The sequence below is a fragment of the Agrobacterium sp. NPDC090273 genome (assembly GCF_044772305.1).
Taxonomy (GTDB): domain Bacteria; phylum Pseudomonadota; class Alphaproteobacteria; order Rhizobiales; family Rhizobiaceae; genus Agrobacterium.
Window position 1 is genome coordinate 1,226,632 of sequence record NZ_JBIVYN010000001.1, and the last position, 23,758, is coordinate 1,250,389.

At 58.4% G+C, this 23,758-nt stretch carries 25 protein-coding genes; 18 read left to right on the top strand and 7 right to left on the bottom strand.

The features are described 5' to 3' along the window. Positions 1–45 precede the first annotated feature (45 nt). The 5 genes from ACIQT8_RS06085 to ACIQT8_RS06105 all read left to right on the top strand — a co-directional run bounded on the left by ACIQT8_RS06085 (position 46) and on the right by ACIQT8_RS06105 (position 5,659). A complete protein-coding gene (locus ACIQT8_RS06085) occupies positions 46–1,932 on the top strand; it encodes an ABCB family ABC transporter ATP-binding protein/permease (RefSeq protein ID WP_400964240.1) in 1,887 nt (628 codons plus the stop codon). A gap of 153 nt (positions 1,933–2,085) precedes the next feature. Continuing rightward, a complete protein-coding gene (locus ACIQT8_RS06090; protein ID WP_262525139.1) occupies positions 2,086–2,784 on the top strand; it encodes a phosphatidylserine decarboxylase in 699 nt (232 codons plus the stop codon). 22 nt (positions 2,785–2,806) lie between these two features. Next, positions 2,807–3,670: a CDP-diacylglycerol--serine O-phosphatidyltransferase gene (gene pssA / locus ACIQT8_RS06095; RefSeq protein WP_400964242.1), complete on the top strand. Its 864-nt coding sequence runs from the start codon at positions 2,807–2,809 to the stop codon at positions 3,668–3,670. A 162-nt stretch (positions 3,671–3,832) separates the two neighbouring features. Further along, positions 3,833–3,964, top strand: coding sequence for a hypothetical protein (locus ACIQT8_RS06100; RefSeq protein ID WP_262525137.1), 132 nt, complete (start codon positions 3,833–3,835; stop codon positions 3,962–3,964). A 402-nt stretch (positions 3,965–4,366) separates the two neighbouring features. Further along, a complete protein-coding gene (locus tag ACIQT8_RS06105) occupies positions 4,367–5,659 on the top strand; it encodes a diguanylate cyclase (RefSeq protein ID WP_400964244.1) in 1,293 nt (430 codons plus the stop codon). Positions 5,660–5,676: 17 nt separating this feature from the next. Here the strand turns inward: ACIQT8_RS06105 and ACIQT8_RS06110 are convergent, their stop codons facing one another. Next, the gene (locus tag ACIQT8_RS06110) at positions 5,677–6,438 is read right to left on the bottom strand and encodes an SOS response-associated peptidase (RefSeq protein WP_400964246.1); all 762 of its coding nucleotides are present in this window, start codon (positions 6,436–6,438) and stop codon (positions 5,677–5,679) included. Positions 6,439–6,450: 12 nt separating this feature from the next. Next, on the bottom strand, positions 6,451–6,774 hold the full coding sequence (locus tag ACIQT8_RS06115; RefSeq protein WP_138795737.1) for a YnfA family protein: 324 nt from the start codon (positions 6,772–6,774) through the stop codon (positions 6,451–6,453). Positions 6,775–6,905: 131 nt separating this feature from the next. On the opposite strand from ACIQT8_RS06115, the gene ACIQT8_RS06120 reads away from it, so the two are divergent. From ACIQT8_RS06120 to ACIQT8_RS06155, 8 genes are all read left to right on the top strand, one after another. After that, the gene (locus ACIQT8_RS06120; protein ID WP_400964248.1) at positions 6,906–7,322 is read left to right on the top strand and encodes an NUDIX hydrolase; all 417 of its coding nucleotides are present in this window, start codon (positions 6,906–6,908) and stop codon (positions 7,320–7,322) included. Positions 7,323–7,411: 89 nt separating this feature from the next. Then, complete coding sequence (locus ACIQT8_RS06125; RefSeq protein WP_400964250.1) at positions 7,412–7,849, top strand: TIGR02301 family protein; 438 nt, start codon at positions 7,412–7,414, stop codon at positions 7,847–7,849. A gap of 105 nt (positions 7,850–7,954) precedes the next feature. Next, on the top strand, positions 7,955–8,212 hold the full coding sequence (locus tag ACIQT8_RS06130; RefSeq protein WP_138795739.1) for a hypothetical protein: 258 nt from the start codon (positions 7,955–7,957) through the stop codon (positions 8,210–8,212). Positions 8,213–8,228: 16 nt separating this feature from the next. Further along, positions 8,229–8,999: a hypothetical protein gene (locus ACIQT8_RS06135; RefSeq protein WP_400964252.1), complete on the top strand. Its 771-nt coding sequence runs from the start codon at positions 8,229–8,231 to the stop codon at positions 8,997–8,999. A gap of 176 nt (positions 9,000–9,175) precedes the next feature. Next, on the top strand, positions 9,176–10,024 hold the full coding sequence (locus tag ACIQT8_RS06140) for a YgfZ/GcvT domain-containing protein (protein WP_400964253.1): 849 nt from the start codon (positions 9,176–9,178) through the stop codon (positions 10,022–10,024). A gap of 2 nt (positions 10,025–10,026) precedes the next feature. Further along, positions 10,027–10,650, top strand: a complete 624-nt coding sequence (locus ACIQT8_RS06145) for a YfbR-like 5'-deoxynucleotidase (RefSeq protein WP_400964255.1) — start codon at positions 10,027–10,029, stop codon at positions 10,648–10,650. Continuing rightward, the gene (locus tag ACIQT8_RS06150; RefSeq protein ID WP_400964257.1) at positions 10,647–11,165 is read left to right on the top strand and encodes a tyrosine phosphatase family protein; all 519 of its coding nucleotides are present in this window, start codon (positions 10,647–10,649) and stop codon (positions 11,163–11,165) included. The genes ACIQT8_RS06145 and ACIQT8_RS06150 overlap by 4 nt, the downstream gene beginning before the upstream one ends. 78 nt (positions 11,166–11,243) lie before the next feature. Then, the gene (locus ACIQT8_RS06155; RefSeq protein WP_262525126.1) at positions 11,244–12,065 is read left to right on the top strand and encodes a mechanosensitive ion channel family protein; all 822 of its coding nucleotides are present in this window, start codon (positions 11,244–11,246) and stop codon (positions 12,063–12,065) included. Between the two features lie 66 nt (positions 12,066–12,131). Here the strand turns inward: ACIQT8_RS06155 and ACIQT8_RS06160 are convergent, their stop codons facing one another. From ACIQT8_RS06160 to ACIQT8_RS06170, 3 genes are all read right to left on the bottom strand, one after another. Then, a complete protein-coding gene (locus ACIQT8_RS06160; protein WP_262525125.1) occupies positions 12,132–12,950 on the bottom strand; it encodes an ABC transporter permease in 819 nt (272 codons plus the stop codon). After that, positions 12,947–13,735: an ABC transporter ATP-binding protein gene (locus ACIQT8_RS06165; protein WP_262525124.1), complete on the bottom strand. Its 789-nt coding sequence runs from the start codon at positions 13,733–13,735 to the stop codon at positions 12,947–12,949. Before ACIQT8_RS06165 ends, ACIQT8_RS06160 begins: the two co-directional genes overlap by 4 nt. 94 nt (positions 13,736–13,829) lie before the next feature. After that, positions 13,830–14,870 (bottom strand): ABC transporter substrate-binding protein, encoded by a 1,041-nt coding sequence (locus tag ACIQT8_RS06170; RefSeq protein WP_262525123.1) that lies wholly within the window; start codon positions 14,868–14,870, stop codon positions 13,830–13,832. 288 nt (positions 14,871–15,158) lie between these two features. Here ACIQT8_RS06170 and ACIQT8_RS06175 point away from each other — a divergent pair, with 288 nt between their 5' ends. From ACIQT8_RS06175 to ACIQT8_RS06195, 5 genes are all read left to right on the top strand, one after another. Continuing rightward, complete coding sequence (locus tag ACIQT8_RS06175) at positions 15,159–16,733, top strand: VOC family protein (RefSeq protein WP_400964260.1); 1,575 nt, start codon at positions 15,159–15,161, stop codon at positions 16,731–16,733. 48 nt (positions 16,734–16,781) lie between these two features. Further along, positions 16,782–19,541, top strand: coding sequence for a DUF2339 domain-containing protein (locus tag ACIQT8_RS06180; protein WP_400964262.1), 2,760 nt, complete (start codon positions 16,782–16,784; stop codon positions 19,539–19,541). Continuing rightward, the gene (locus ACIQT8_RS06185) at positions 19,538–20,182 is read left to right on the top strand and encodes an HD domain-containing protein (RefSeq protein ID WP_400964264.1); all 645 of its coding nucleotides are present in this window, start codon (positions 19,538–19,540) and stop codon (positions 20,180–20,182) included. The genes ACIQT8_RS06180 and ACIQT8_RS06185 overlap by 4 nt, the downstream gene beginning before the upstream one ends. 10 nt (positions 20,183–20,192) lie before the next feature. Beyond that, positions 20,193–21,038, top strand: a complete 846-nt coding sequence (locus ACIQT8_RS06190; protein ID WP_400964266.1) for an MOSC domain-containing protein — start codon at positions 20,193–20,195, stop codon at positions 21,036–21,038. A gap of 212 nt (positions 21,039–21,250) precedes the next feature. Beyond that, the gene (locus ACIQT8_RS06195) at positions 21,251–22,465 is read left to right on the top strand and encodes an MFS transporter (protein ID WP_262525116.1); all 1,215 of its coding nucleotides are present in this window, start codon (positions 21,251–21,253) and stop codon (positions 22,463–22,465) included. 23 nt (positions 22,466–22,488) lie between these two features. On the opposite strand, the gene recO is transcribed toward ACIQT8_RS06195, so the two are convergent. Then, positions 22,489–23,253 carry a DNA repair protein RecO gene (gene recO / locus ACIQT8_RS06200; RefSeq protein WP_400964268.1) on the bottom strand — a complete coding sequence of 255 codons (765 nt, stop codon included), beginning with the start codon at positions 23,251–23,253 and terminating at the stop codon, positions 22,489–22,491. 63 nt (positions 23,254–23,316) lie between these two features. Continuing rightward, positions 23,317–23,679, bottom strand: a complete 363-nt coding sequence (locus tag ACIQT8_RS06205; protein ID WP_138795751.1) for a response regulator — start codon at positions 23,677–23,679, stop codon at positions 23,317–23,319. Positions 23,680–23,758 lie beyond the last annotated feature (79 nt).

The window sequence follows — 23,758 nt, forward strand, 5'->3', positions numbered from 1 at the left end:
GCCGCCGTCCTGCTGTCGGCATTCCGGCAGAGTGCGGAGTGAAACATGACAGCGCAGAAAAAGACCATATCAGCGGATTCCAGCAATCCGACACAGACCCTTATCAATCTATGGCCCTATATGTGGCCTGAAGGTCGTATGGACCTGAAGATGCGGGTGGTCTGGGCGACCGTGTTTCTGGTCGTCGCCAAGCTGGTATTGATCTCGGTCCCCTACTTTTTCAAATGGGCAACCGATGCGCTGAATGGCAAGCTGGATATGGCTGGCCTTCTGCCAGCGCTGCTGCTTGGCGCCGTCGCGCTTGTCATTGCTTACAATCTGACGCGGATCATCCAGGTCGGCCTGAATCAGCTTAGAGATTCACTCTTCGCCAGCGTCGGCCAGCATGCCGTACGCCAGCTTGCCTACAAGACCTTCGTGCACATGCACCAGCTTTCCTTGCGTTTCCATCTCGAGCGCAAGACGGGTGGTCTCTCGCGCATCATCGAACGCGGAACGAAGGGGATCGAAACGATCGTTCGTTTCACCATTCTCAACTCCGCACCGACCTTCATTGAATTCCTGCTGACGGCCATCATCTTCTGGTTAAGCTACGGCTTCACCTATGTTCTGGTGACCGTTGTTACCGTCTGGGCCTATATCTGGTTCACCGTGAAGGCGAGTGACTGGCGTATCTCCATCCGCCGCACGATGAACAACAGCGATGCCGAGGCCAATACCAAAGCGATCGACTCGCTGCTGAATTTCGAAACCGTCAAATATTTCGGCAATGAAACCATGGAAGCGCAGCGTTTCGATGCTGCGATGGCGCGCTACGAAAAATCCGCTATCTCGATCTGGACATCGCTCGGCTGGCTGAACTTCGGCCAGGGTGTCATCTTCGGCCTTGGCTCGACGGTGATGATGGTCATGTCGGCACTCGCCGTGCAGCGCGGCGAACAGACAATCGGTGACTTCGTGTTCATCAACGCCCTGTTGCTGCAGCTCTCCGTACCGCTGAACTTCATCGGTTTCGTCTATCGCGAAATCCGTCAGGGACTGACGGATATCGAGCAGATGTTCGACCTGCTCGAAGTCGAGGCCGAGGTCGTCGACAAGCCGGACGCCGTGGACCTGAAAACCGGTCCGGGCGCGATTTCCTTCCGTGATGTCCACTTTGCCTATGATCCGGAACGGCCGATCCTGAAGGGCGTCTCCTTCGACGTTCCGGCCGGCAAGACGGTCGCTATCGTTGGCCCGTCGGGCGCAGGAAAATCGACCATTTCCCGTCTGCTCTACCGTTTCTACGATATCCAGCAGGGTGAGATCACCATCGACGGCATGGATGTGCGCGATGTGACGCAGAAGAGCCTGCGTTCCGTGATCGGCATGGTTCCGCAGGACACCGTGCTGTTCAACGACACGCTTGCTTACAATATTCGTTATGGTCGCCCATCGGCAAATGACGAAGATCTGACGGCTGCGGCGAATGCCGCCCAGATCAGCGCTTTCATCGGCAAATTGCCTGACGGTTACGACACCATGGTCGGCGAACGCGGCCTGAAACTTTCCGGTGGCGAGAAACAGCGTGTTGCCATCGCCCGTACCATCCTGAAGGCGCCACCGATCCTCATTCTCGACGAGGCAACTTCGGCGCTCGATACCCATACCGAGCAGGAAATTCAGAGCGCGCTGGATATCGTCTCGAAAAACCGCACCACACTGGTCATCGCCCACCGGCTATCGACCGTGATCGGCGCAGATGAGATCATCGTTCTGAAAGAAGGCAACATTGCCGAGCGCGGCAATCACGCCACCTTGATGGCGGCCGGTGGCCTCTATGCCTCGATGTGGAGCCGTCAGCGCGAAGCGATCCAGGCGGAGGAACGGCTGCGGCAGGTGCGCGAGACGGACGATCTTGGTGTTGTCGATCGAGGTGAACCCGCGCATTGACGGGCATAAACTACGGCCGACGACCGGAATCCATTGCCGGGCGCGATGTTTGGCTGTAACCAGCTATGCAAGATTTGTCGCATCCCGCAACAGATGAGGTCGCATTGCGGCAACCTGTACGGGCGGCAAACGAAAATTGGAGCAAGGAATCTTATGAATCTGTTCGACACCATTCGCAACACCATCGTGCCGATCCACAAAGAAGGCTACGTTTTTGTTGCTGCCTTCTTCGTCGCCTCGCTGGTGCTCGGCTGGATAGCCGAACCGCTGTTCTGGGTCGGCCTCGTGCTGACGGCCTGGTGCGCTTACTTCTTCCGTGATCCCGAGCGTGTGACGCCGCAGGATGACGACCTGATCATCAGCCCGGCCGATGGCAAGGTTTCGGCGATCCAGACCGTCGTTCCGCCGCTCGAGCTGGAACTCGGCAAGGAACCGATGGTGCGCATTTCGGTTTTCATGAACGTTTTCAATTGCCACGTGAACCGTTCGCCGGTGCGCGGCCGTATCGTCAATGTCGCTTACCGTCCGGGCCTTTTCCTGAACGCGGAAGTCGACAAGGCGTCGGAAGACAACGAGCGCAACGGCCTGGTGATCGAGACCTCGCATGGCAAGGTCGGCGTCGTGCAGATCGCCGGTATGGTTGCCCGCCGCATCGTATGCTGGGTAAAACCGAATGAACCAGTCGACGCCGGTGAGCGTTTCGGTCTTATCCGCTTCGGTTCGCGCCTTGACATTTTCCTCCCCGAAGGCTTCCAGCCGCGCGTCGCCGTAGGTCAGACGGCCATTGCAGGGGAAACCGTGCTTGCCGAATTCGGTTCTGACAAAGGCCCGACGATCAGCCGTCGCGGCTGACGTAAACAGGAAGGGCATGGTAATGGAAACGCCGGCATCGCAGCCACTGCAGAACGAAAAACATGATGCGAGAAACGACAGCGGCCGCGGTCCGCGGTTGCGGGAAATACCCCTTCGGCTCGTCGTTCCCAATCTCATCACGGTTTTGGCCATCTGCGCTGGTCTGAGCGGCGTTCGCCTTGCCTTTGAAGGCCGCTTCGAACTTGCCGTCGGCATGGTGCTGCTGGCGGCATTTCTCGATGGGATCGACGGCCGCATTGCGCGGATGATGAAGGCGACCTCGAAGTTCGGCGAGCAGATGGACTCGCTTGCCGACATCGTCAACTTCGGTGTCGCCCCTGCCCTGGTGGTTTATGCCTATCTGCTCGATCAGGCACGCTCATTCGGCTGGATCGCCGCGCTGATTTACGTGATCGCCGCCGGTCTGCGCCTTGCCCGCTTCAATGTCATGATCGAACGCGCCGTGAAGGCGCCCTGGCAGGCCGAGTTTTTCGTCGGCGTGCCCGCACCGATGGGTGCTATGCTCGTCCTGCTTCCCGTCTATCTCGGCTTCCTCGGCGTAGAGCCAGACAAGACATTCGCCTATATCGCTGCAGCTTACACGGTCTTGATCGGCTATTTCCTCATCAGCCGCCTTCCCGTCTGGTCTGGCAAGGCAAGCCGCATTCGCCGCGATCTGGTGCTGCCGATGATCCTCGTCGTCGTGCTTTATGTGGCCATGCTGATGAGCTTTACCTGGGAAGTGCTGGTTCTGACGGTGGCCGCTTATCTCGTCTTCATTCCTTTCAGCGCCCGCCTGTGGCACCGCCGTTACGGCACGCTGACGATCGAGGAAGACGGCCATAGCGAAGCGGAGGGCGGCGACGGTCTCGATCGCGGCATCTGACCCACAATCAACGGCTTTCCAGGCGTCGTTTTCGAGGCGCAAAATGTCGCAGGTTGAAAACACCGGTTTCGATTCCTCCCGCCTCGAATCCGTCATGATTGCAATCGAAAGAGCCTCCCACGCAGATCGCCGGAAGCGATCGGGGAACATCTGGAGAGAGACATGACGAACAAGACAACCGCCGACGCGCAACAGAAAACCGACCTCAACAGCCATTACCGCCCGCTTGGACTGAAGGCTGTTGCTGCTGCTGCACTGATGCTGAAGCGCAAGCCGACCGCAAAGCCCGCCTGAAAACATTGATTTTTCACGATTGGGCTGGGATATTGCCGTTGCCGACACAAGGTGACGTCCCGAATCTCCCAGAAAAACAACAGATGGCCCGCTGACAATCGGGCCAACAAACTCTCCCCTTTTTACTGCAGCTATTTCAATCAATGCTCGATATTTTCCTGGCTTCTTTTCGATAACGCCAAGCTTTTGTCGAGAATGGCCTTGCGCTCTCGATAAAATATACAACCCCTGCAAGCAGGCTGTACCTGCGACCGTCCTTACACTACGACTACACTCATGAGTTATTGCTCTCGTGATTCTCTGCCTTATGGCGGCCCCATCCAAGCTCCAGATCTGTCTGGTGCCCTTGGACATGGTGCGTGAATCCTGGGAACAAGCCATCAGGAGGCTTGGAGGACGGTTATGCTGGATAAGATCCTTCTGATTGAAGATTCTGTTGCGCTTTCCATGCTGCTGAAAAAGCGGCTGGCGGAGGAAACGCAGGCCGATGTCGTTCATTGCGACAGCATGAAACAGGCGAAATCTCTGCTCGTTGCTAACGAATTCACCCTCGCACTTACCGGCCTGAACCTGCCCGACGCACCAAAGGGCGAAATTCTTGGGCTTCTGGCAGACCACAAGGTTCCGACGATCGTCTTCACCGCCACGGTCGATGAGGAAGCGCGCCGCCGCTACGCCGAGAAGAAGATCATCGATTACATCGTCAAGGATGGTCACCGCACCGTCGACGCAGTCGTCAAGACCGTGGACCGTATCCTGACCAACAGGCAATTTTCCGTTCTGATCGTGGACGATGCCAGAAGTGCGCGTTCGGGACTGGTGGAAATTCTTGAGCGGCAGAATTTCAGGGTCAGTGAAGCTCATTCCGGCAAGCAGGCACTGGAAATTCTCGCACGCGAACCGTCGATCCAGCTTGTTCTCACCGACTACCACATGCCCGACATGGACGGCTATGAACTGACGCGCCGTATTCGCGACAGCCGTTCGTCGGAGGATCTGCGCATCATCGGTATTTCGTCGTCGTCGGATCGACTTCTTTCGGCGAGCTTTCTGAAAGCCGGGGCATCCGACTTCATCTACCGGCCTTTTGTGCCGGAAGAACTGCAATGCCGTATCGACAACAACATCGAAACGATGAAACAGCTCAAGCGGCTTCGGGAACTGGCCGAGCGCGATCATCTGACCGGGCTTCCCAACCGCCGTTCGTTTTTTGATCGGACACGGGCATTGATGGACATCATCAACAGAGACGACGAGAACGGCGCGGTCGCCATCCTCGACATCGATCATTTCAAGAAGATCAACGATACGCTTGGCCATGACGCCGGCGACAGGGCGCTGAAAAAGCTTGCCGATCTTCTCAACGACATGTGCCAGGGCGAACGTCATATCCCTGCCCGCCTCGGCGGTGAGGAATTCGCGATATTCCTGCGCGGCCTCGATGCCGATGCTGCCTACCAGTTCTGTGAGAGATTGCGCGCCCATGTCGAGGCGAACGGACAAAAGCTGAGCGGCAGCGAACTGGCGCTGACGATTTCGCTTGGCGTGGTCGGTATCGAAAAGGGCGAACCTTTCGACAATCAGCTCAATGCCGCCGATCAACTTCTCTATCTTGCCAAGGCGAATGGCCGTAACCGCGTCTATTCCGATGTCATGATCGAGGAGCGTTTGCAGAAGATGGGGCGCAGCAACTAGACTTCGGCGTCATTGCTTCAGAAGAGTGACATCTGGCCGTTGTCTTTTGCCGGTTTGACCTTCGGCAGAGGTTGTTTTTCCTCAACAGCTTCAATCAGATCCGCGCCGACATTGGCGACCTTGTTCACCTTGTCCGAGACGGGGATCATCTCAAAAAAATCGTCCTCTACGGGTTTCATCAGGTCGGCAACGGCGCGCGGCTCTTGCGTCTTGCAATCCAGCCAGCGGCTGAAATCCTCTGGCGAGATGACCACCGGCATGCGATCGTGAATGCGCCCGACCGTTGCATTGGCAGCGGTCGTGAGAATCGCCCCCGTATCGACTTCCGAACCATCGGCAGACGACCACGTCTCCATCAAACCAGCAAAGGCGACGATGCCGCCACGCCTGGGACGGATAAAGTAAGGCTGCGGTTTGCCGCCCTCCTCTTTCGGAGGCCGACGCCATTCATAAAAGCCGGTTGCCGGCACCAGCACACGTCGATGACGCATCGCTGCACGGAAGGACGCCTTGCCGATTGCTGTTTCAGATCTGGCGTTAATGAGAAGCGGGAAATCCTTCGGTTCTTTCACCCAACCCGGCAAAAAACCCCAGCGGACCAGAACGGCCTGACGGTTCGGCAGGTTGCTGCCTTTTTCCTGCCGCTCCCCCTCGACTACCACAATGATCGGCTGCGTCGGTGCAATGTTATATCGGGCCGGAAAGGTATCGAGCCCTATCAGGTCGAGATATTCGGCAATCTCTTCCGGTGTCGAGGTCAATACGAAACGTCCGCACATGCGTGTTGTCCTCTAAACCCTTGGACCGAACAGGATGAGAGCCGATCCGGCAAGGCAGACGACGCCGCCTGCAACATCCCAGCGATCGGGCATATGCCCTTCCACGCCCCAAAGCCAGGCAAGCGATGCAACGATGTAGATCCCACCATACGCGGCATAGGCCCGTCCTGCTGCTTCGCTTGGCACCAACGTCAACAACCATGCAAATGCTGCCAGCGCCACCATGCCGGGAGCCAGAACCCAAATGGACCTGTCGAGCTTTAGCCAGGCCCAGAACGCGAAACAGCCAGCGATTTCCGCCAGGGCTGCCGCGGCGTAGATGACATAAACCTTCATTCAACCGTCTTTTGTGTGCAGAGTGACAATCGATTCCCCGGCGAAAATGATAGTGTCATGGACGCGCGATGAACAATGCACATACCGTTTACCGGCATGGTCCGGCACAGAGCAAGAGGCGACATATTTTCATGACAATCCGCATAAAACCGCGCGCCGCTTCTTCTGCCATTGTTCGCAACGGCGACCGGTTGCTTCTCATCCGCCGCATCAATCCGCCATCCAGAGACATGTTTGCCTTCCCCGGTGGACGGGGTGAGGACGGCGAAACGCCAGCGGAGACAGCACTGCGTGAACTCGAGGAAGAAACCGGCATCGTCGCCCGCAAACCGGAGCTGTTTGCCACATACGATCTGCCTTCGCGCAACGAATCAGGCACGCTGACAAGCCATTATTTTCTCTCTGTTTTTACTGTCGAGACAGATGAAGGCGTGATAGCGACGGCAAGTGATGACGCGGCTGAGGCCGGATGGTTCACGCTGGACGAAATACGCCGCCTACCGGCGCCCGAAAGCGTTGTAGAATGTGCCGAACGCATCCTGCGGTGATTGCATACCAGCCAGAATCGCTATTATTTAGAACCAGTCGGCGGCCCGCCGGGTGTTCACGAGTATGTGTGGGGCAAAACGCGATTACTATGCCGAAAACCATTTTCCTGTCCCTTTTTGCTGCAAGTCTCGCTTTTGGCGGGTCGATCAGCGCTGTCGTGGCGCAGCCGGTTGGCACGTCTCCGAAGGTGACAGCACCGGCGTCGGCAGCGCCCAACAAGCCTGCTCCCTATGACGACAAACTGGCGCGGCTTTCGGAAATATTGGGAGCTGTGCAATATCTGAGGACATTGTGCCCCTCTCCCGGCGCTGAAGACTGGCGCAAACCCATGAGCGACCTTTTGGCGGCCGATACGGCCAACGAGCCGGAACGACGTCAAAGAATGACTGCTGCATTCAACCGTGGATACCGCTCTTTTGCGGCTATTCACACCAGTTGCACGCAGGCCGCGGTCGTGGCAGAAGAGAACTACCGTAACGAAGGGGCAACACTCGCTCAGGAAATCGCGTCCAGGTTCGGAAATTAGAGATTTATTAACCTCTTTTCGCCGCAGCCCGTGCCGTTTTGATAAAAGGCTGTTAGTGTTGTTAACAGGGTGGTAACGACTTGCCCGCCCTGTCGAGGATGAAAGATGCAGACAAGCCGTAACGAAATCGACGATATGATCGTGCACGAAAAGATGCAGGTCGCTCTGGAACACCAGAACGAAGCCTGGGCTGACGGCATGGCAGACGGCATCGAGCCGGAAATCATCGCCGATGCCGCCATCGCTCTGGCCATGCGCGAGACCATCCGTATCCACGGTGAAGCTGGCGCGGAAGCCATGCTGGAATCGCTGCGCCAGCGTATGCTTGCTGGCGAGTTTTCGCCGCAGCGGGTGATACAGTAAAAGCCGGAGTTCTATGATGTCTTGCCTGAGCAAGAGGCTTTTGCGGTCTTCTGCCGCCCTCTCCATTTTGCTTGCCGTCACGGTTGTGTCGGCCGGCACGCCCAATCTCGCATTTGCCTTGTCCGAATTGAAACCGGCACCTGGTGCTGAGAACGCGCCTCAGGCCCAGACCGGCGAGCAGCCGGCACAGGAGCAGGAACAGGCACCCGAACCCGACGAAATCGAAGGTGATTCGGAAGGCATTCCGATGCCCGACCCGCTGGTTGACCGATCTGCCAATTCGAATGCGGCAGCGGGGTCCCAGAATGGTGCATCGGAAATGTCGGTGACGGTCGAGCACGATTTCAGCAAGGCTCCGGAAGCCGTTCGCAAGCTTCGCCAGCAGATCATCGACGCTGCCGCTTCGGGCGACATCGAGAAGCTGCGCCCTCTGATCACATCCGGTTCGAATCAGGCACGCATCGAAGGCAGTGACGACGACGATCCGATTGCGGCCCTGAAAAGTTTCTCCGGCGACCCCGACGGTCTCGAAGTTCTGGCCATCATCATTGACCTGCTGTCCACCGGCTATGCGCATATGGACGCTGGTACACCGGATGAAGCCTACGTCTTCCCCTATTTCGCCGGCAAAGCGCTGAATACGCTGACTGCACCGGAAAAGGTGGAATTGCTGCGCATCATCACGGCCGGTGACCTGGCCGATATGCAGGAGTTCGGCAACTACAGCTTCTACCGCATCGGCATTTCGCCTGACGGTAAATGGAAATTTTTCACGGCGGGCGACTGAGGGTCGTCCGACGCTTGCCGTCTGCGCGCAAAAATCCTAACTGTGCGAAACGAGGCAACTTCGTGAAAAGCGCTCGTCGTTTTATTTGGAGTTGCGTGGAAACAGATGGATAGAAGCGTCCCTCTGCGGCATCCGCAGGGAGGTCCGGCGCTTCAGACAAACCGAACGGTGAAGCCATGCCCTCCGCTTTTCTTGCCAACCGCCGCCAGATCAGAGTTTCCGGCACCGGTGCTGCGGAATTTCTGAACAACCTCATCACAACCGATATCGAGATTTTGCCAGAGGCGGAAGCGCGCGCCAGTGCGCTGCTAACCCCACAGGGGAAAATCCTCTTTGATTTCCTGATTGCCCGCGACGGTTCCGACTTCCTTATCGAAACAGGTGTCGGTGAACAGGATGCCCTGCTTCGTCGTCTGACGATGTACAAACTGCGTGCGCCTGTCGATCTCAAGGCTGAAGCAGCCGAAGGCGTCAGCGTGTTCTGGAATGAACCCGCGCCGCAAGGCGCGGTGAAGGACGGCCGTTTCGCCAAGGCCAGCGTCGATCTCTACCGTCTGGCGGGTAGCGCCGCGTCTGGCGACGTAGCGGCTTACAACGCGCTGCGTGTCGAAACCGGCATTGTCGAATCCGGTGACGATTACGCCCTGCAGGACGCTTTTCCGCATGATGTGCTGATGGACGTCAATGACGGCGTTTCCTTCAAGAAGGGCTGCTTTGTCGGTCAGGAAGTCGTCTCGCGCATGAAACACCGTGGAACAGCGCGTCGTCGCGTTGTGATCGTTGAAGCGGATGGCAACCTTCCCGCCAGCGGCACGGCTATGACGGCAGGTGGAAAGCCATTTGGCGCACTCGGGACCGTCAACGGCACCAAGGCACTGGCGATTGTCCGTACCGACCGCGTTGCCGATGCTCTTGCGTCCGGAACACCGATGTTTGCCGGAGAGACGGCGGTGACGATGCACCTGCCGGAATGGAGCGGCCTTTCCTTCCCCGTTGCGGACCCCGCCGCTGGCGCGGAGGACTGACGGTGGCGCCTGCGAAAAGCCCGCGCGCCTGGCAACGGATGCTGTCCGGCAGACGCCTCGATCTGCTCGATCCCTCTCCTCTCGATGTCGAAATTGCCGACATTGCCCATGGGCTTGCCCGCGTCGCACGCTGGAACGGTCAGACGAAGGGCGATCATGCCTTTTCGGTGGCGCAGCATTGCCTGGTCGTTGAAGCGATCTTTTACCTGATGTGCACGGATGCGACGCCCGAAGACATGCAGATGGCGCTTTTGCACGATGCCCCCGAATATGTGATCGGCGACATGATCTCTCCTTTCAAATCGGTCGTCGGCGGTGGCTACAAGAGCGTCGAAAAAAGACTGGAAGCCGCCATTCATCTGCGCTTTGGCCTGCCGCCACACCCCACCCGTGATCTGAAGGACCTGATCAAGAAAGCGGACACGGCTGCCGCCTATTTCGAGGCGACAGAACTGGCGGGATTTTCCATTCCCGAGGCGCAAAAATTCTTCGGCACGCCACGCGGTTTTACGCGTGACATGCTCGACATCGTTCCACTGCCGGCAATCGAGGCGCAGCGCCTGTTCATTGAGCGTTTCGAAACAATCGAAGCGCTGCGCAACACACATAAGAGCGGCGCTGCATGACGGCCATCATCGTATCTCCCCTGTCGCGCATTGCCGAAATGGCGGTGAGGCACAAGTCTCGCGAAATGGTGACATTGATTGCCAAGGAGCAATCGTTCCATCGGCCGGCCGTCATTTCAGCCGAGCGGCATCTGACGCTTGCCATGAACGACATTACCTTCAAGGGAACCGGCGATCTCGTCGCGCCAGATGACGCCCATATCCAACGGCTTATCGATTTCGCAGCCGGGTGGGACCAGTCGGCACCGCTACTCGTCCACTGCTGGATGGGCGTGTCACGCTCACCTGCGGCGGCCGTTATTGCCGCACTCAGCCTCTTCCCCGATCAGGACGAAAAAGCACTTGCCGCACGCCTGCGCGCCGCCTCGCCTTACGCGACGCCTAACGCGCGGATCATCGAAATCGGCGACCGACTGCTTGGGCGCGACGGCAGGCTGGTTGCGGCGATCAAGGCAATCGGGCGCGGCGCCGATACGGACGGCAATGTGCCTTTCGTACTGCCACTTGTGGATTAACGGGCCGCATTTTTCGGAACCCTCGCGGCGCCCGTTCGTTACCAAACCTGAACTGCAATAAAAATCACGGGACACCTTATGGAACAACAGGCAACGGATATCATCGTCGCATCGCAGGCAGCGTTGCGACAGGCGAGCGCGATGGCCGTTCAATACTCCTTCTCTGTGGTCGGCGCGCTTCTGCTGCTCATCGTCGGCTGGCTGGCCGCGACGTTCCTGCAACGCTGGGCGTTTCAGGGCCTTTCCCGCATTCGCGGATTTGATGCCACGCTGGCGGGCTTCTTTGCCGGAGCCATTCGCTACGTCATTCTCGTTCTCGTTATCGTCATGGTGCTCGGCCAGTTCGGCGTGCAGACAGCCTCCATTCTGGCGGCACTGGGTGCTGCCGGTCTCGCCATCGGTCTCGCGCTTCAGGGCACGCTGCAGAACATTGCAGCCGGCATCATGCTGCTGGTGCTGCGTCCATTCCGCGTCGGCGAATATATCGAAACGTCGACGGTCAATGGTACGATCATCGAGATCGGTCTGTTCGCAACAGAACTGAAGACCAGCGAAGGTCTCTACCGTCTGGCGCCGAATTCGACGCTGTGGAACGTGCCGATCACCAACTACAGCCGCTTCCCCTCCCGCCGCCACGAACTGAGCCTGACGGTAAAAAATGACGAGGATCTCGCAGACGCGCAGGACATGCTGATGAAGGTCGTGCGCTCCGAAAGCCGTGTGCTGCTCGACCCGGCACCGGTGGTCTTCGTCGATTCCATCAATGCAGACGGCGCAACGCTGAAATTGCGTTACTGGGTACGGAGCGAGAACTTCTTCACCACCACACGTGACGTGACCAAGGCTATGAAGCTGGCGTTCAATGTCTGGAAAGCGGAAATCAACGCACAGACGGCATGATACTGATAACCCTAAATGCAAAAAAGGCCGGATCGCTCCGGCCTTTTTCTTTGATCTTTCGTGGCCTCATTGCCCCATTGTCGAACGATGCGCCCAGCCGGTCATGCGCTTTTCGATCCAGGCCATGATCGCGTACATGACGATCCCTTCGACGGCGAGCATCAGCAGGCCGGCAAAAACCAGGGGCACATTGAACTGGCTCTGTGCCGAACTCATCATGTTGCCGAGGCCATAGTTGGAGGCGACCGTCTCCGAGACGACGGAACCGACAAAGGCCAGCGTGATGGCGATTTTCAGCGAGCCGAAGAAATAGGGCATCGAACGCGGTATGCCGACCTTCAACATGATATCCATCTTCTTCGCGCCAAGCGCGCGCAGCACGTCTTCCGTTTCCGGCTCGATGGTGGCGAGGCCAGTGGCAACGTTGACGACGATGGGGAAGAAGGAAATCAGGAAAGCGGTCAGAACAGCAGGCACGGTACCAATTCCGAACCAGATGACGAGGATCGGTACAAGCGCCACCTTCGGGATGGCGTTAAAGCCGATCATCAGCGGATAAAGTCCGGCATAGATCGTCTTCGACCAACCGATGAACAGGCCGATGCCCAGGCCGGCAACGACGGCAAGCGCAAAACCAAGCGTTGTCGTATAGAGCGTCTGCAGCGAGTTTTTCCAGATCGGCGACCAATATTGAATAATCGCCTGCGCCACACGTGTCGGCGACGGCAGAATGGTCGGTGGCATTTTCAGGGCGTAGACCAGGAGTTCCCACGCAGCAAACAGGGCCAGCGTGTAGAGCCACGGTGCAGCCTTGACCCAGTTGACGCGGGCGATCAGCGGCTTTGCGGGCTCTTCCGCGATATTGCTTTCAACGATCGTGCTCATGCTGCCACCCTTGCCTGCGCGATCTCGCCGTGCAGTGCCTGTACCATGTCGTTGAAACTCTGATCGTACATGATGCCAAGCTGGCGTGGACGGGCGAAAGGCACCTTGTGTTCGGCGAGTACGCGTCCAGGCCGTGCACTCATGACAAAGATCTTGTCGGCCAGAAATACCGCTTCGCGCAGGTCATGCGTCACAAGAATAATGGTGACGCGTTGCGCAGAATGCAGGTCGCGGATCACGCACCACAGCTCTTCGCGCGTAAAGGCGTCGAGCGCACCAAACGGTTCATCCAGCATCAGCAGATCGGGCTCGTGGATCAGGGCACGGCAGAGGTTGGCGCGTTGCTGCATACCACCGGAAAGCTGCCAGGGGTATTTCGATCCGAATCCCTTCAACCCGACGATCTCCAGCAGTCGTTCGGCCTTGGCGACGTAATCCGCCTTGTGCGAGCGCAGGCGATGACGATGCTTTTCAACGATCTCGAGCGGCAGAAGAATGTTTTCAAGCGTGGTGCGCCAGGGCAGCATCGTCGGGTTCTGGAACGCCATGCCGACAATGGAGACGGGTTCTGTAACCTGCCGACCGGCTACGACCACATTGCCCTTTTGCGGAATGTGCAGGCCGGTTACCAGCTTCATCAGTGTCGATTTACCGCATCCGGACGGACCGACGACTGCGGCGAATTCGCCCTTGTCTACTCTGAGATTCAGGCCCGATACGGCGAGCGTTCCTGCCGCACCGCCATAGCGCATGTCGACATTATCAATTTCCACGAGATGTGACATCGAAGTCCCCTTTTCAGCCCCCCAAAGCTGTCATTCACGAAAAATGCGAAATCACCCGGCCCGGTATCACCAGGGCCGGGTGAACAGCATTCATTCAAGGAAGCATGCGCTCTTCCTTGGCCGGCAGGTAACCAGCGTCGAAGACCTGTTCGGCCTTGACGTTGCCCTTGAGGCCCATGGAAATCTTGAGCGTATCGATGGAGGCGGAAAGTCTTGCAGGATCAACGCCGCCCATGCCGTTTTCAACGACGTAAGGTGTCTTGATGTTCATGCTGTTGGCCATATTCAGGCGTTCCAGCTCGATTGCGCTGTCCAGTGTTTCGTTGCGCTTCAATACGGCAGCCACGCCTTCTTCCGGGTTCTTGACGGAATCGGCGAAGCCCTTTGCCAGCGCTTTCAGAAAGCCCTTCACAGCTTCCGGATTTTTTTCAGCGAAATCAGTGTTTACGAGCACCGAGTTGCCATACAGATTCAAGCCGTGCTCGGCCATCAGGATCGTGGAGATATCGTCATCGGTGATACCCTGCTTCTTGAGGTTCAGGATAACGGAGAATGCAAAACCGAAAACGCCATCGACATCGCCTTTGGCAAGCATCGGTTCGCGCACCGGAAAGCCGATCGACTCGATGGCGATCTTGCTGTCATCCAGACCTGCGACCTTTTTGAAGGCGGCCCACTGTGCAAAAGCGCCGTCCGGTGGAGGCGCGCCGAGCTTCTTGCCTTCCAGCGACTTCGGATCATCGGTTACGCCAAGCGACTTGCGGCCAACGACCGCAAATGTTGGGCGCTCATAGACCATGTAGACGGCCTTGATCTTCTGGCTTGGGTCTTCGTCCAGGAACTTCATCAGCGAGTTGATATCACCGAATCCCATCTGATAGGCGCCGGTTGCAACGCGCGGAATCGCCTCGACCGAACCATTGCCGGTGTCGATCGTCACGTCGAGGCCTTCAGCCTTGAAGTATCCCTTGTCGAGAGCAAGAAGGAAACCAGCCGCAGGGCCTTCGAACTTCCAGTCGAGCGTGAACTTGATCGGCGTTTCGGCAAGCGCGCTGGTGACCGGCATGGACACACCGGCGGCAACGCCAATCGTTGCGATCGCCAAAGCTTTAGACAGCAGTCTACGCGTGATCATGATATATTCCCCCTTGAAGGTTTTTGTTGAATTGGTCGCATAAGAACCAATTCAACCCGTCAAGGCAAGTCAAAATTGCATACAAAATCATCATGATTTTGTATGCTTATTTTATAAGCATCAGCATCTACTTTTAAGGGCAATACGCCCGGTTTCTACGCAATGATTGCGTCGTAGTTCCGCCTCACCGTTGTTCACAATGAGAACACATCGTTCTCATTTGCCGGGATTGCCGAACAGGGGCAGCTTGCGACAGAAAGAACCACAACATTCAGTGGGGCAGAGACAATGACTTCGGCTTTGGGCATACACCATATCACCATGATCACCCGCAAAGTGCAGGCGAACGTAGACTTCTACGCTGGCTTTCTGGGGCTTCGGCTGGTGAAAAGAACCGCCGGGTTTGAAGACGCAATGCAGCTTCACCTGATTTACGGCGACGAGATCGGCTCCCCCGGCTCGCTGATGACGTTTCTCGTCTGGGAAGATGGCGGCCAGGGACGCGTCGGCTATGGCCAGACACTGGAGGTGTCGATGGCGATCGATCCTGCGAGCATTGGCTTCTGGCTGACGCGCGCTCTGAGATTCGGTATCCGCACCGAAGGGCCGGTGGAGGAGTTTGGTCAGCCGGTGATCCGTCTGAAAGACCCGGACGGCATCATCCTCAAGCTCGTTGGCTCCACCGCTTTCGACAACGCGCATGTCCATGCAACGAAAGACATCTCGCGCGAAGATGGCATTCGCCGTATCTACGGCGCGACGGTGCTGAGCGAAGTTCCCGAGGAAACCGCAGCATTTCTTTCGCGGCATTTCGGCTATCGCGGCGACGAGCGGGTTGGAAGCATTCAACGCATGACCTCGGAAAGCGGCGATATCATCGACGTGCGTGACGCGACGGGTTTCTGGTCGAGTGCGCCTGGCACCGGCACGGTCGATCACATCGCATTCCGTGCCGAGGATATGGACGACCTGAACAATGTTCTGGCAGGCCTCAAGGCCCTGAACTCCAGCACGACAAATGCCCATGACCGGAAATATTTCCATTCGCTCTACGTTCGAGAACCGGGCGGTGTTCTGATCGAAATGGCAACCGATGCGCCGGGCATGAACGTGGATGAGCCGTTGGAAAGACTTGGTGAAAAGCTGTTCATTCCGCCACTCTTCATGAAGGATGAAGCAGACGTGAGCGTCTCCCTGCCGCAATTTTCCATGCCGGAGGAGGAGCGTGTCATTTACCGGGAGTTACCGTTCATCCACCGCTTCTATACGCCCGATCAGCCTGACGGCAGCACGCTGGTCCTGCTGCATGGTTCCGGCGGCAGCGAAACGAGCCTGATGCCGCTGGCGCATCGCGTGGCGCCCGGCGCGACACTTCTCGGTGTGCGCGGGCGCAGCACCGAAGAAGGCGTTGCGCGCTGGTTCCGCCGGTATCCGAACTTCTCATTCGACCAGAAGGATATCGTTTCGGAAGCGGAAGCCTTTGCGGCCTTCATTGAAGGTGCGATCAGTTCCTACGGTCTCGACCGCACAAAATTGCGCTATATCGGCCATTCGAACGGCGCCAATTTCTATACGGCATTTGCCGCGCTTCATCCGGAGCTGGCCGGAGACGCGCTGCTTTATCGCCCGATGCCTGTTCTCGATGTCTGGCCGGAGGCCAATCTTTCCGGGAAAAACCTGCTGATTGTTGCCGGAGGCCGGGACAAGTACCGCGACAGATCGACGGATCTGCAACGGCAACTGGCGGCGACGGGCGCACAGGCAGGACTGGAAACGGTCGAAGACGGGCACGATCTGGGTTTTGCAGACATTGAGGCTGCCCAACGCTGGCTGGTTGCCGAAAGACCCGCAGCTCTTGCATAAGGCGACGAAAAAGGATTTAAAAACAGCTCCATAACCGGAGGCTTCTGTTTGGAAATCCCGCTTCTCTTTCTCGCCTTTGTCGTGGCCTTCATCTACACGGTTGCCGCAAGCATCCGCAACTCGCGGCGTATCAAGTCGCTGGAACGCGACATCCGCGAGTTGAAAATGTTGATGGCGCGTGGCGCAACCGTCGCGGCAGGCACCGCGCCGGTCGTTGCGGGAGGGCAAGCTGCGCCGTCAGTACAAGAGGCGGAGGCGGTAGAAGACGCATCAGCCTTCCAAGCTGACGACACGCCAGAAGCGGTCGACACACAGGCGACGGCAGAAGAAGACACGGGAGCGGCCGACAGCCCGATTTCCGCACCAGCCGAAGACACCGTCGCAGCACCCCCACCCAAGGAAAGCTTCGAGAGCCTGCTCGGCGCGCGCTGGGCCGTGTGGGCCGGCGGTCTTGCACTGGCACTCGGCGGGATATTCCTTGTCAAATATTCGATCGAAGCGGGACTTTTGAGCCCGGCCGTGCGCCTTGCCTTGGCTGCACTCTTTGGCCTGCTGCTTGGCGGGGCCGGCGAAGCAATCCGTCGCAAAGCCGTTCCCGGCATCGCGGCGACCTATGCCAACGCCATGATCCCGGGCGTCTTGACCGCAGCGGGCGCACTGACACTCTTCGGTGTGGTCTATGCAGCCTACGGCATCTACGACTATATCGGCCCGGCCAGCGCCTTCGTTCTGCTCGGTGTCGTCGCTTTTGCCACCATCGGCCTTTCCCTGCTGCACGGTCAGGCTCTCGCCGGGCTTGGCCTGCTTGGTTCGATGCTGACGCCAGCACTGATTTCCTCGACTACACCGAACATCTGGGCACTGTTCATCTTCCTTACCGTGTCGTGGATGGCGACGGCAGCTGCGGCCCGCAGACAAAGCTGGACCGTGGTGGCCGCACTTGCCACCGCTGGCCTCGGGCTCTGGGCGCTTGGCTACATCCTCGCTTCCAATTCCGTCGATGCCAACCCGCCAACACTTGCCCTGCTTGCGATGATTGCAGGAACGATCTGGCTCTGGCCCGGCAAACATCTCGACAACCCACCGGCACCACGTGACGATGCACAGCCTGAAAGGCGTGCGTTGCGCGCCCTGCGACTGCTGACGCGACCTTCACTGGCAATCAATCTCGTCGTGTCTCTGGCAGCCGTCCTGCCGGCAATGGCGTTCCTGTTCAGCAGTGCTGCAATCAACCTTCACCCCGCCATTCCCGTTGCCGCCATTCTTGCAGCGCTGGCAGCGTTGGGTGCCGCCCGTCATTACGGTGCGTGGCCGGCAATTTTTGCCGCACTCGGCGCTCAGGCAGCCGCTTCGCTGATGGCCCGGCACGGCATCGATTTCATCGGCCTGATCGAAAACACCGGTGTCTCGCTCCCTCCGGCTCAGACAGGATATACTGCAGAAATCGCGACAGCGCTCTTGCTTGGCGCCGTGCTTATCCTCTGCGGTTTCTCCTTCCTGAAACGCAGCGGCAAGAAAGATCCGGACTTTGCTATTCTATGGGCGGGTATAGCCGCACTGTTCCCGGTCTGGCTCGGCACGGCCAGCTTCGTGGAATATGGCAATCTTGGCCGCGACTGGCTGCATGCTGCCTACGGCATCGCACTTGGTGCCATCATGATTGGTGGCGCGGAATGGCTGCACAGGCAGGGTGACGCGGCCTACCGTACTCCACTCAATGTCCTGCTCGTCGGCTCTTTTGCCGCCTTTACGCTGTCCTTGCACACGCTGACCCAAGGGTTGGCGACCACGGTACTGCTGTCGGTCCTAGGTTTTGCCTATGTGTGGGCAACACGTTATCGCAACTGGGACGCCCTGCCCTGGATCATGGCTATCGCCAGCGTCGGCGTGTTGGGACGCATTGCCTGGGAGCCAACCATCGTCGGGCCACAGAACCTCGGCACCACGCCAGTGTTCAATGCACTTCTACCCGGTTACGGCATCCCGGCCCTTCTGGCCGTTGCCTCGGCCTGGCTGCTGCGTGACTGGCCGGGTTTCCGGGCCAGGAATTTCCTGCAAGCCATTGCCAGCCTGATGGCCCTACTGGCCGTGGCGATCCTCATCCGCCACGCCATGAATGGTGGAACGCTGGATGACAGCATACCGACGCTCGGGGAGCAGTCGATCTACACCCTGCTGACCATCGGCTTCTCTGGTGTGCTGATGACCCTCGATCTCAAGAGCCCGAGCCCTGTCTTCCGTTACGGTTCGATGGTCGCCGGCATCATCGCCATCCTCAACGTGTTGTCGATGCATTTCGTCACTCTCAACCCGTACATCACGGGAGAAAATATCGGGCGCCTTCCGTTCCTTAATCTGCTGTTGATCGGCTATCTGCTGCCGGCGCTCGCCTATGGCGGCCTTGCCTATTATGCGCGGGGGCGCCGGCCCGCCGGCTATGTCAGCATTCTTTCCGTTGCCGGGGCTGCACTCGGCTTTGCCTGGGCGACACTGTCGGTCCGGCGTTTCTGGCAGGGCGAGAATATCGCCGCATGGAAAGGTTTCATGCAGGGCGAAACCTACAGCTATTCGGTGGTGTGGTTGCTGATTGGCGTGCTTTTGCTTGTTCTTGGCTCGCGCTTTAACGCCCGCAGCCTGCGTATCGCTTCAGCCGCTTTCGTGCTGATCTCCGTTGCCAAGGCATTCCTGATCGACATGAGCAATCTCGAAGGTGTATTGAGGGCGCTTTCCTTCATCGGGCTTGGTGTCGTGCTGATCGGCATCGGGCTTTTCTACCAGAAAATCCTGACACGGAAGCCGCAGGAATGATTGCCGCAGACGCCTTTGCCCCCTACGCACCGCTTGCCGAAGCATTGATCCCCCATGCCGCTGATGTAGGCGACGGATCACACGACCTTGCCCATATCCACCGCGTTTTCGGCAATGCCATGCGCATCCATTCCGGTGAAGGCGGCGATGGGGATGTTCTGGCCGCAAGCGTACTTCTGCATGACTGCGTGGCCGTCGAGAAAAACTCGCCGCTTCGTTCTCAGGCCTCGCGGCTTGCCGCTGAAAAGGCGAGCGAGATTCTTGCATCTCTGGGCTGGCAACAGGCAAAGATCGACGCCGCCACCCATGCCATTACGGCCCACAGCTTCTCGGCCAATATCGAACCACAGACACTGGAAGCGAAAATCCTTCAGGATGCGGACCGTCTGGACGCGATCGGCATGGTCGGTGCGGCGCGATGCTTTTACATCGCCGGGCGTATGGGTTCGGCGCTTTACGATCCTGTCGACCCGCTGGCAAAAGACAGGCCACTCGACGACCGCGCCTTCGCCATCGATCATTTCGAAACGAAACTGTTCAAGCTCGCCGATGGCTTCAAGACACAGACAGGACGGGACATGGCGAGAGAACGTCACGACAGACTGAAGCAGGTGCTGGCCCTGTTTCTCGACGAAATCTGAGGAGAGCACGATGCGCGTTACCGAACTCAACATCTATCCGCTCAAAAGCGGGCGTGGCATTCCGCTTCAGGCCAGCGATATTTCCGCAGAAGGCCTGCCGGGCGATCGGCGCGCAATGCTGGTCGATCCTTCCGGTCATTTCATCACCCAGCGGGAATTGCCAGCCATAGCAACATTGTTGGCCTTCCATGAAAATGGCGGCATGCGGTTTTCCAGTGATGGCAAGGCCGAGATTTTCGCTGCTGCATCGGGGCAGCGCATGGACGTGGCGGTGTGGAAATCCATCGTCAATGCCGCAGTCGCAGGTGATGAGGTCAACGGCACGCTTTCGGAATGGCTGGGCCGCGATGTGAAGCTCGTCTTCTTCGATGAGTCGGCCGAACGAATCGCAAGCCTAGAATGGACCGGCAATGAAACGCCCGTCACCTTCGCGGACGGCTACCAGATACTCGTGACCACGACCGCATCGCTTGCCGCGCTCAACAGCGATATGCAGGCGAATGGTGAAGACAGCGTCGGCATGGACCGCTTCCGTCCCAATATCGTGCTGGAAACCGATGAAGCCTGGGCTGAAGATCGCTGGTCTGCCATCGAGATTGGCGGCATCCGGCTCGATCTCGTCAAACCCTGCGCGCGCTGCATCATGACCACGCAGGACCAGCAGACCGGCTCACGCGACGTCCCTTCGCCCATGAAGGCCATGGGGCGCATTCGTATGTCCGCGGATAGACGTGTTCCCGGCGTGCTGTTTGGATGGAACGTCACTCCCCGGGGTATCGGCCGGATCGCCGTTGGCGATGTCGCAACCATCGTCGAGGACCGGACTGAAGGCTGGGCCATCAAACGTCGCGGTTGAGCCTTCCTTCATTCCACGCAGCGGACTGTCGGATCATCTCTTGCACAAGCGTCGAAGCTGGGCGCGCATCAACGACATTGATGCAGCCTGTCAAGAAAAGTGTCTGGTGAGACAACCCGACAGACGATAATAATTCTTCCAATACTGCTGAAATCCGCAGCTTTTCTTGCGCATGCAATCACCTGCGCAGCGCTGCCTTGGGAGGGGTCCCTATGTCACAAGCTGCGCGCCAGAGCATGCCCTGGCTCATCATCATCGCGGGATCGCTGATCGCCGTGATGACCTTCGGCCCGCGCTCCGCCATGGGCTTTTTCCAGTTGCCGATGTTGGCCGACACAGGCTGGGACCGCTCGACCTTCGGTCTCGCCATGGCGCTTCAGAACCTGTTCTGGGGCCTTGGGCAGCCGTTTTTCGGCGCAATGGCCGATAAATATGGCACCGGCAGGGTGCTGGTGATGTCAGGGGTTCTCTACGCCGCCGGTCTTGTCTGCATGTCTTTCGGCACCTCACCGTTCTGGCTGCATTTCGGTGGCGGTGTGCTGGTGGGTCTCGGCATCGCGGCGGGCTCCTTCAGCGTCATCCTTTCAGCATTCGCCCGGCATGTCACACCGCAGCAGCGGTCCTTCGCCTTCGGTATCGGCACCGCTGCCGGCTCGGCAGGCATGTTCCTGTTTGCCCCCATCAGTCAGGGACTGATTTCGACCTATGGATGGTCAGACAGCCTGGTCTGGCTTGCTGCGATGATGCTGCTCGTGCCGCTGCTCGCCTGGCCGATGCGTGGCAACTCGTCTTCCGGCACGCAATCCCAGTCACAGTTCCAGCAGACGGCTGGCGAGGCGCTGAAAGAAGCCCTGGGTCACAAAAGCTATCTATTGCTGACGACCGGCTTTTTCGTGTGCGGTTTTCAGGTCGCCTTCATCACCGCGCATTTCCCTGCCTATCTCGGCGATATCGGTATCGAGGCACGTTATGCCGTCATCGCCATGGCGCTGATCGGCTTCTTCAACATCATCGGTTCGTTGGCGGCCGGCGTGATCGCACAGCGCTATTCCAAGCCTTACCTGCTGGCCTATATCTATATTGCCCGTTCGGTCGCCGTGACCGCGTTCCTGCTTCTGCCGCAGACGCCGCTTACCGTCGTGATCTTTGCCGCCGTGATGGGCATTCTATGGCTCTCCACCGTTCCGCCAACCAATGCGCTCGTGGCGATCATGTTCGGCACGCGGCATCTGGGCATGCTCGGCGGCGTGGTGTTCCTGTCGCACCAGATCGGCTCGTTCCTCGGCGTCTGGCTGGGCGGCTTCCTTTACGACAAGCTCGGCTCCTACGACCTCGTCTGGTGGCTTGGCGTCGGCATGGGCATCTTTGCCGCCATCGTTCATTGGCCCATCCAGGAACGGCCGGCACCGCGGCCCGCAATAGCTTGACCCCTCGTCGTCACGCGCTTGGCTTATCCCGCCTTCTCGAATGTGGGCGGCGCGGTCTTACGCTGCAGCGCTTTCAGCGCCGCCTGCACGAAACCGTCGCGGGCGGCGTTTTCGTTGAGGCCACGCGGATCATAAACATGCCGATTGAGAAAATGCGCGGTCAGCCGAAATGCAGCGGCAAGACTTTCACAATCGGCCGCCTCTGACTGCTCTTCACTCAGAAATGCAGGAAGCGCCAACATGCGCTCGGCATAGGGAGCGCCGGCTGCACGGCACACCGCCCTGCCCGTTTTCGGCGATACGTAGACAAGATCGGTCCGCAAACCGGTTGCAGCGCATTCGGCAAGATCGAGCCCGAAACCGAGGTCGTTCAATACAGCCAGTTCGAACCGCACGAACAGCTCACCGGCATCGGCCGGATCATGAAGATTGTCGAGAATGACATCCAGAGCCTGATAGAGATGCGGGTGCGGGTCTCGCTCGGGCAAAAGCCGCAACAGGGCACCCATGGCCTGAACGCCATAGACCGCTGTTGCGGTTTCCATCAGTTGCGCCGCACGCAGTTGCAGCGGTTCGATGCGGTATTCACCGAGATGGTCATGCAGACGTGCACGCCAGACGACATCCACCCTGTTGCCCGCCTGAAGCACCGGCTGCATGCTGCGCGACCGGCCGGAACGAACCATTCCAAGATAGCGGCCACGCGAGCGAGTCATCACCTCGGCGATCACACTTGTCTCGCCGTGGCGCTTTACGCCCAGAATGATTGCCTCGTCCTGCCACTGCATAGAGAAGTCGTCCGAATTTCGATTCAGCCGATCATAACCGATATGGCGAGAAAACGTTACGGTTCACGACGCCGGTGCGGTGATCTTTTCGATGAAAATGGCGATGTCGTTTTCGCCAAACGGCTTGCCGAGCAGTGGCGCGTGCGTGAGATCCTCGGGAAATCCGCTCGTGTCGCTGTAGCCACTGACAAAACCGAACGGCACGCCATCGCTTCGAAGACTGCGGGCAAAGTCGTAACTTTTGCCATCGGAAAGGCTGACATCAAGAAGCACGCAGTCGGGACGCTCGGTCTGCACGGCGTTCTGCGCCTGCGCCAAGGTGGTCGCGATCACGATCGTTTCTATTCCGAGGGACTGGAGAACGGCTTCGATATCGAGCGCCACCAGATATTCATCCTCAACGATGACAACCCGCTGCGGCACCATGTCTTTTTCTTTCCAAATGATAAAGCCCGCCAGGCGGACGCTTTATGACTGTCACCGCGCATTTACGCGATGCGAGATC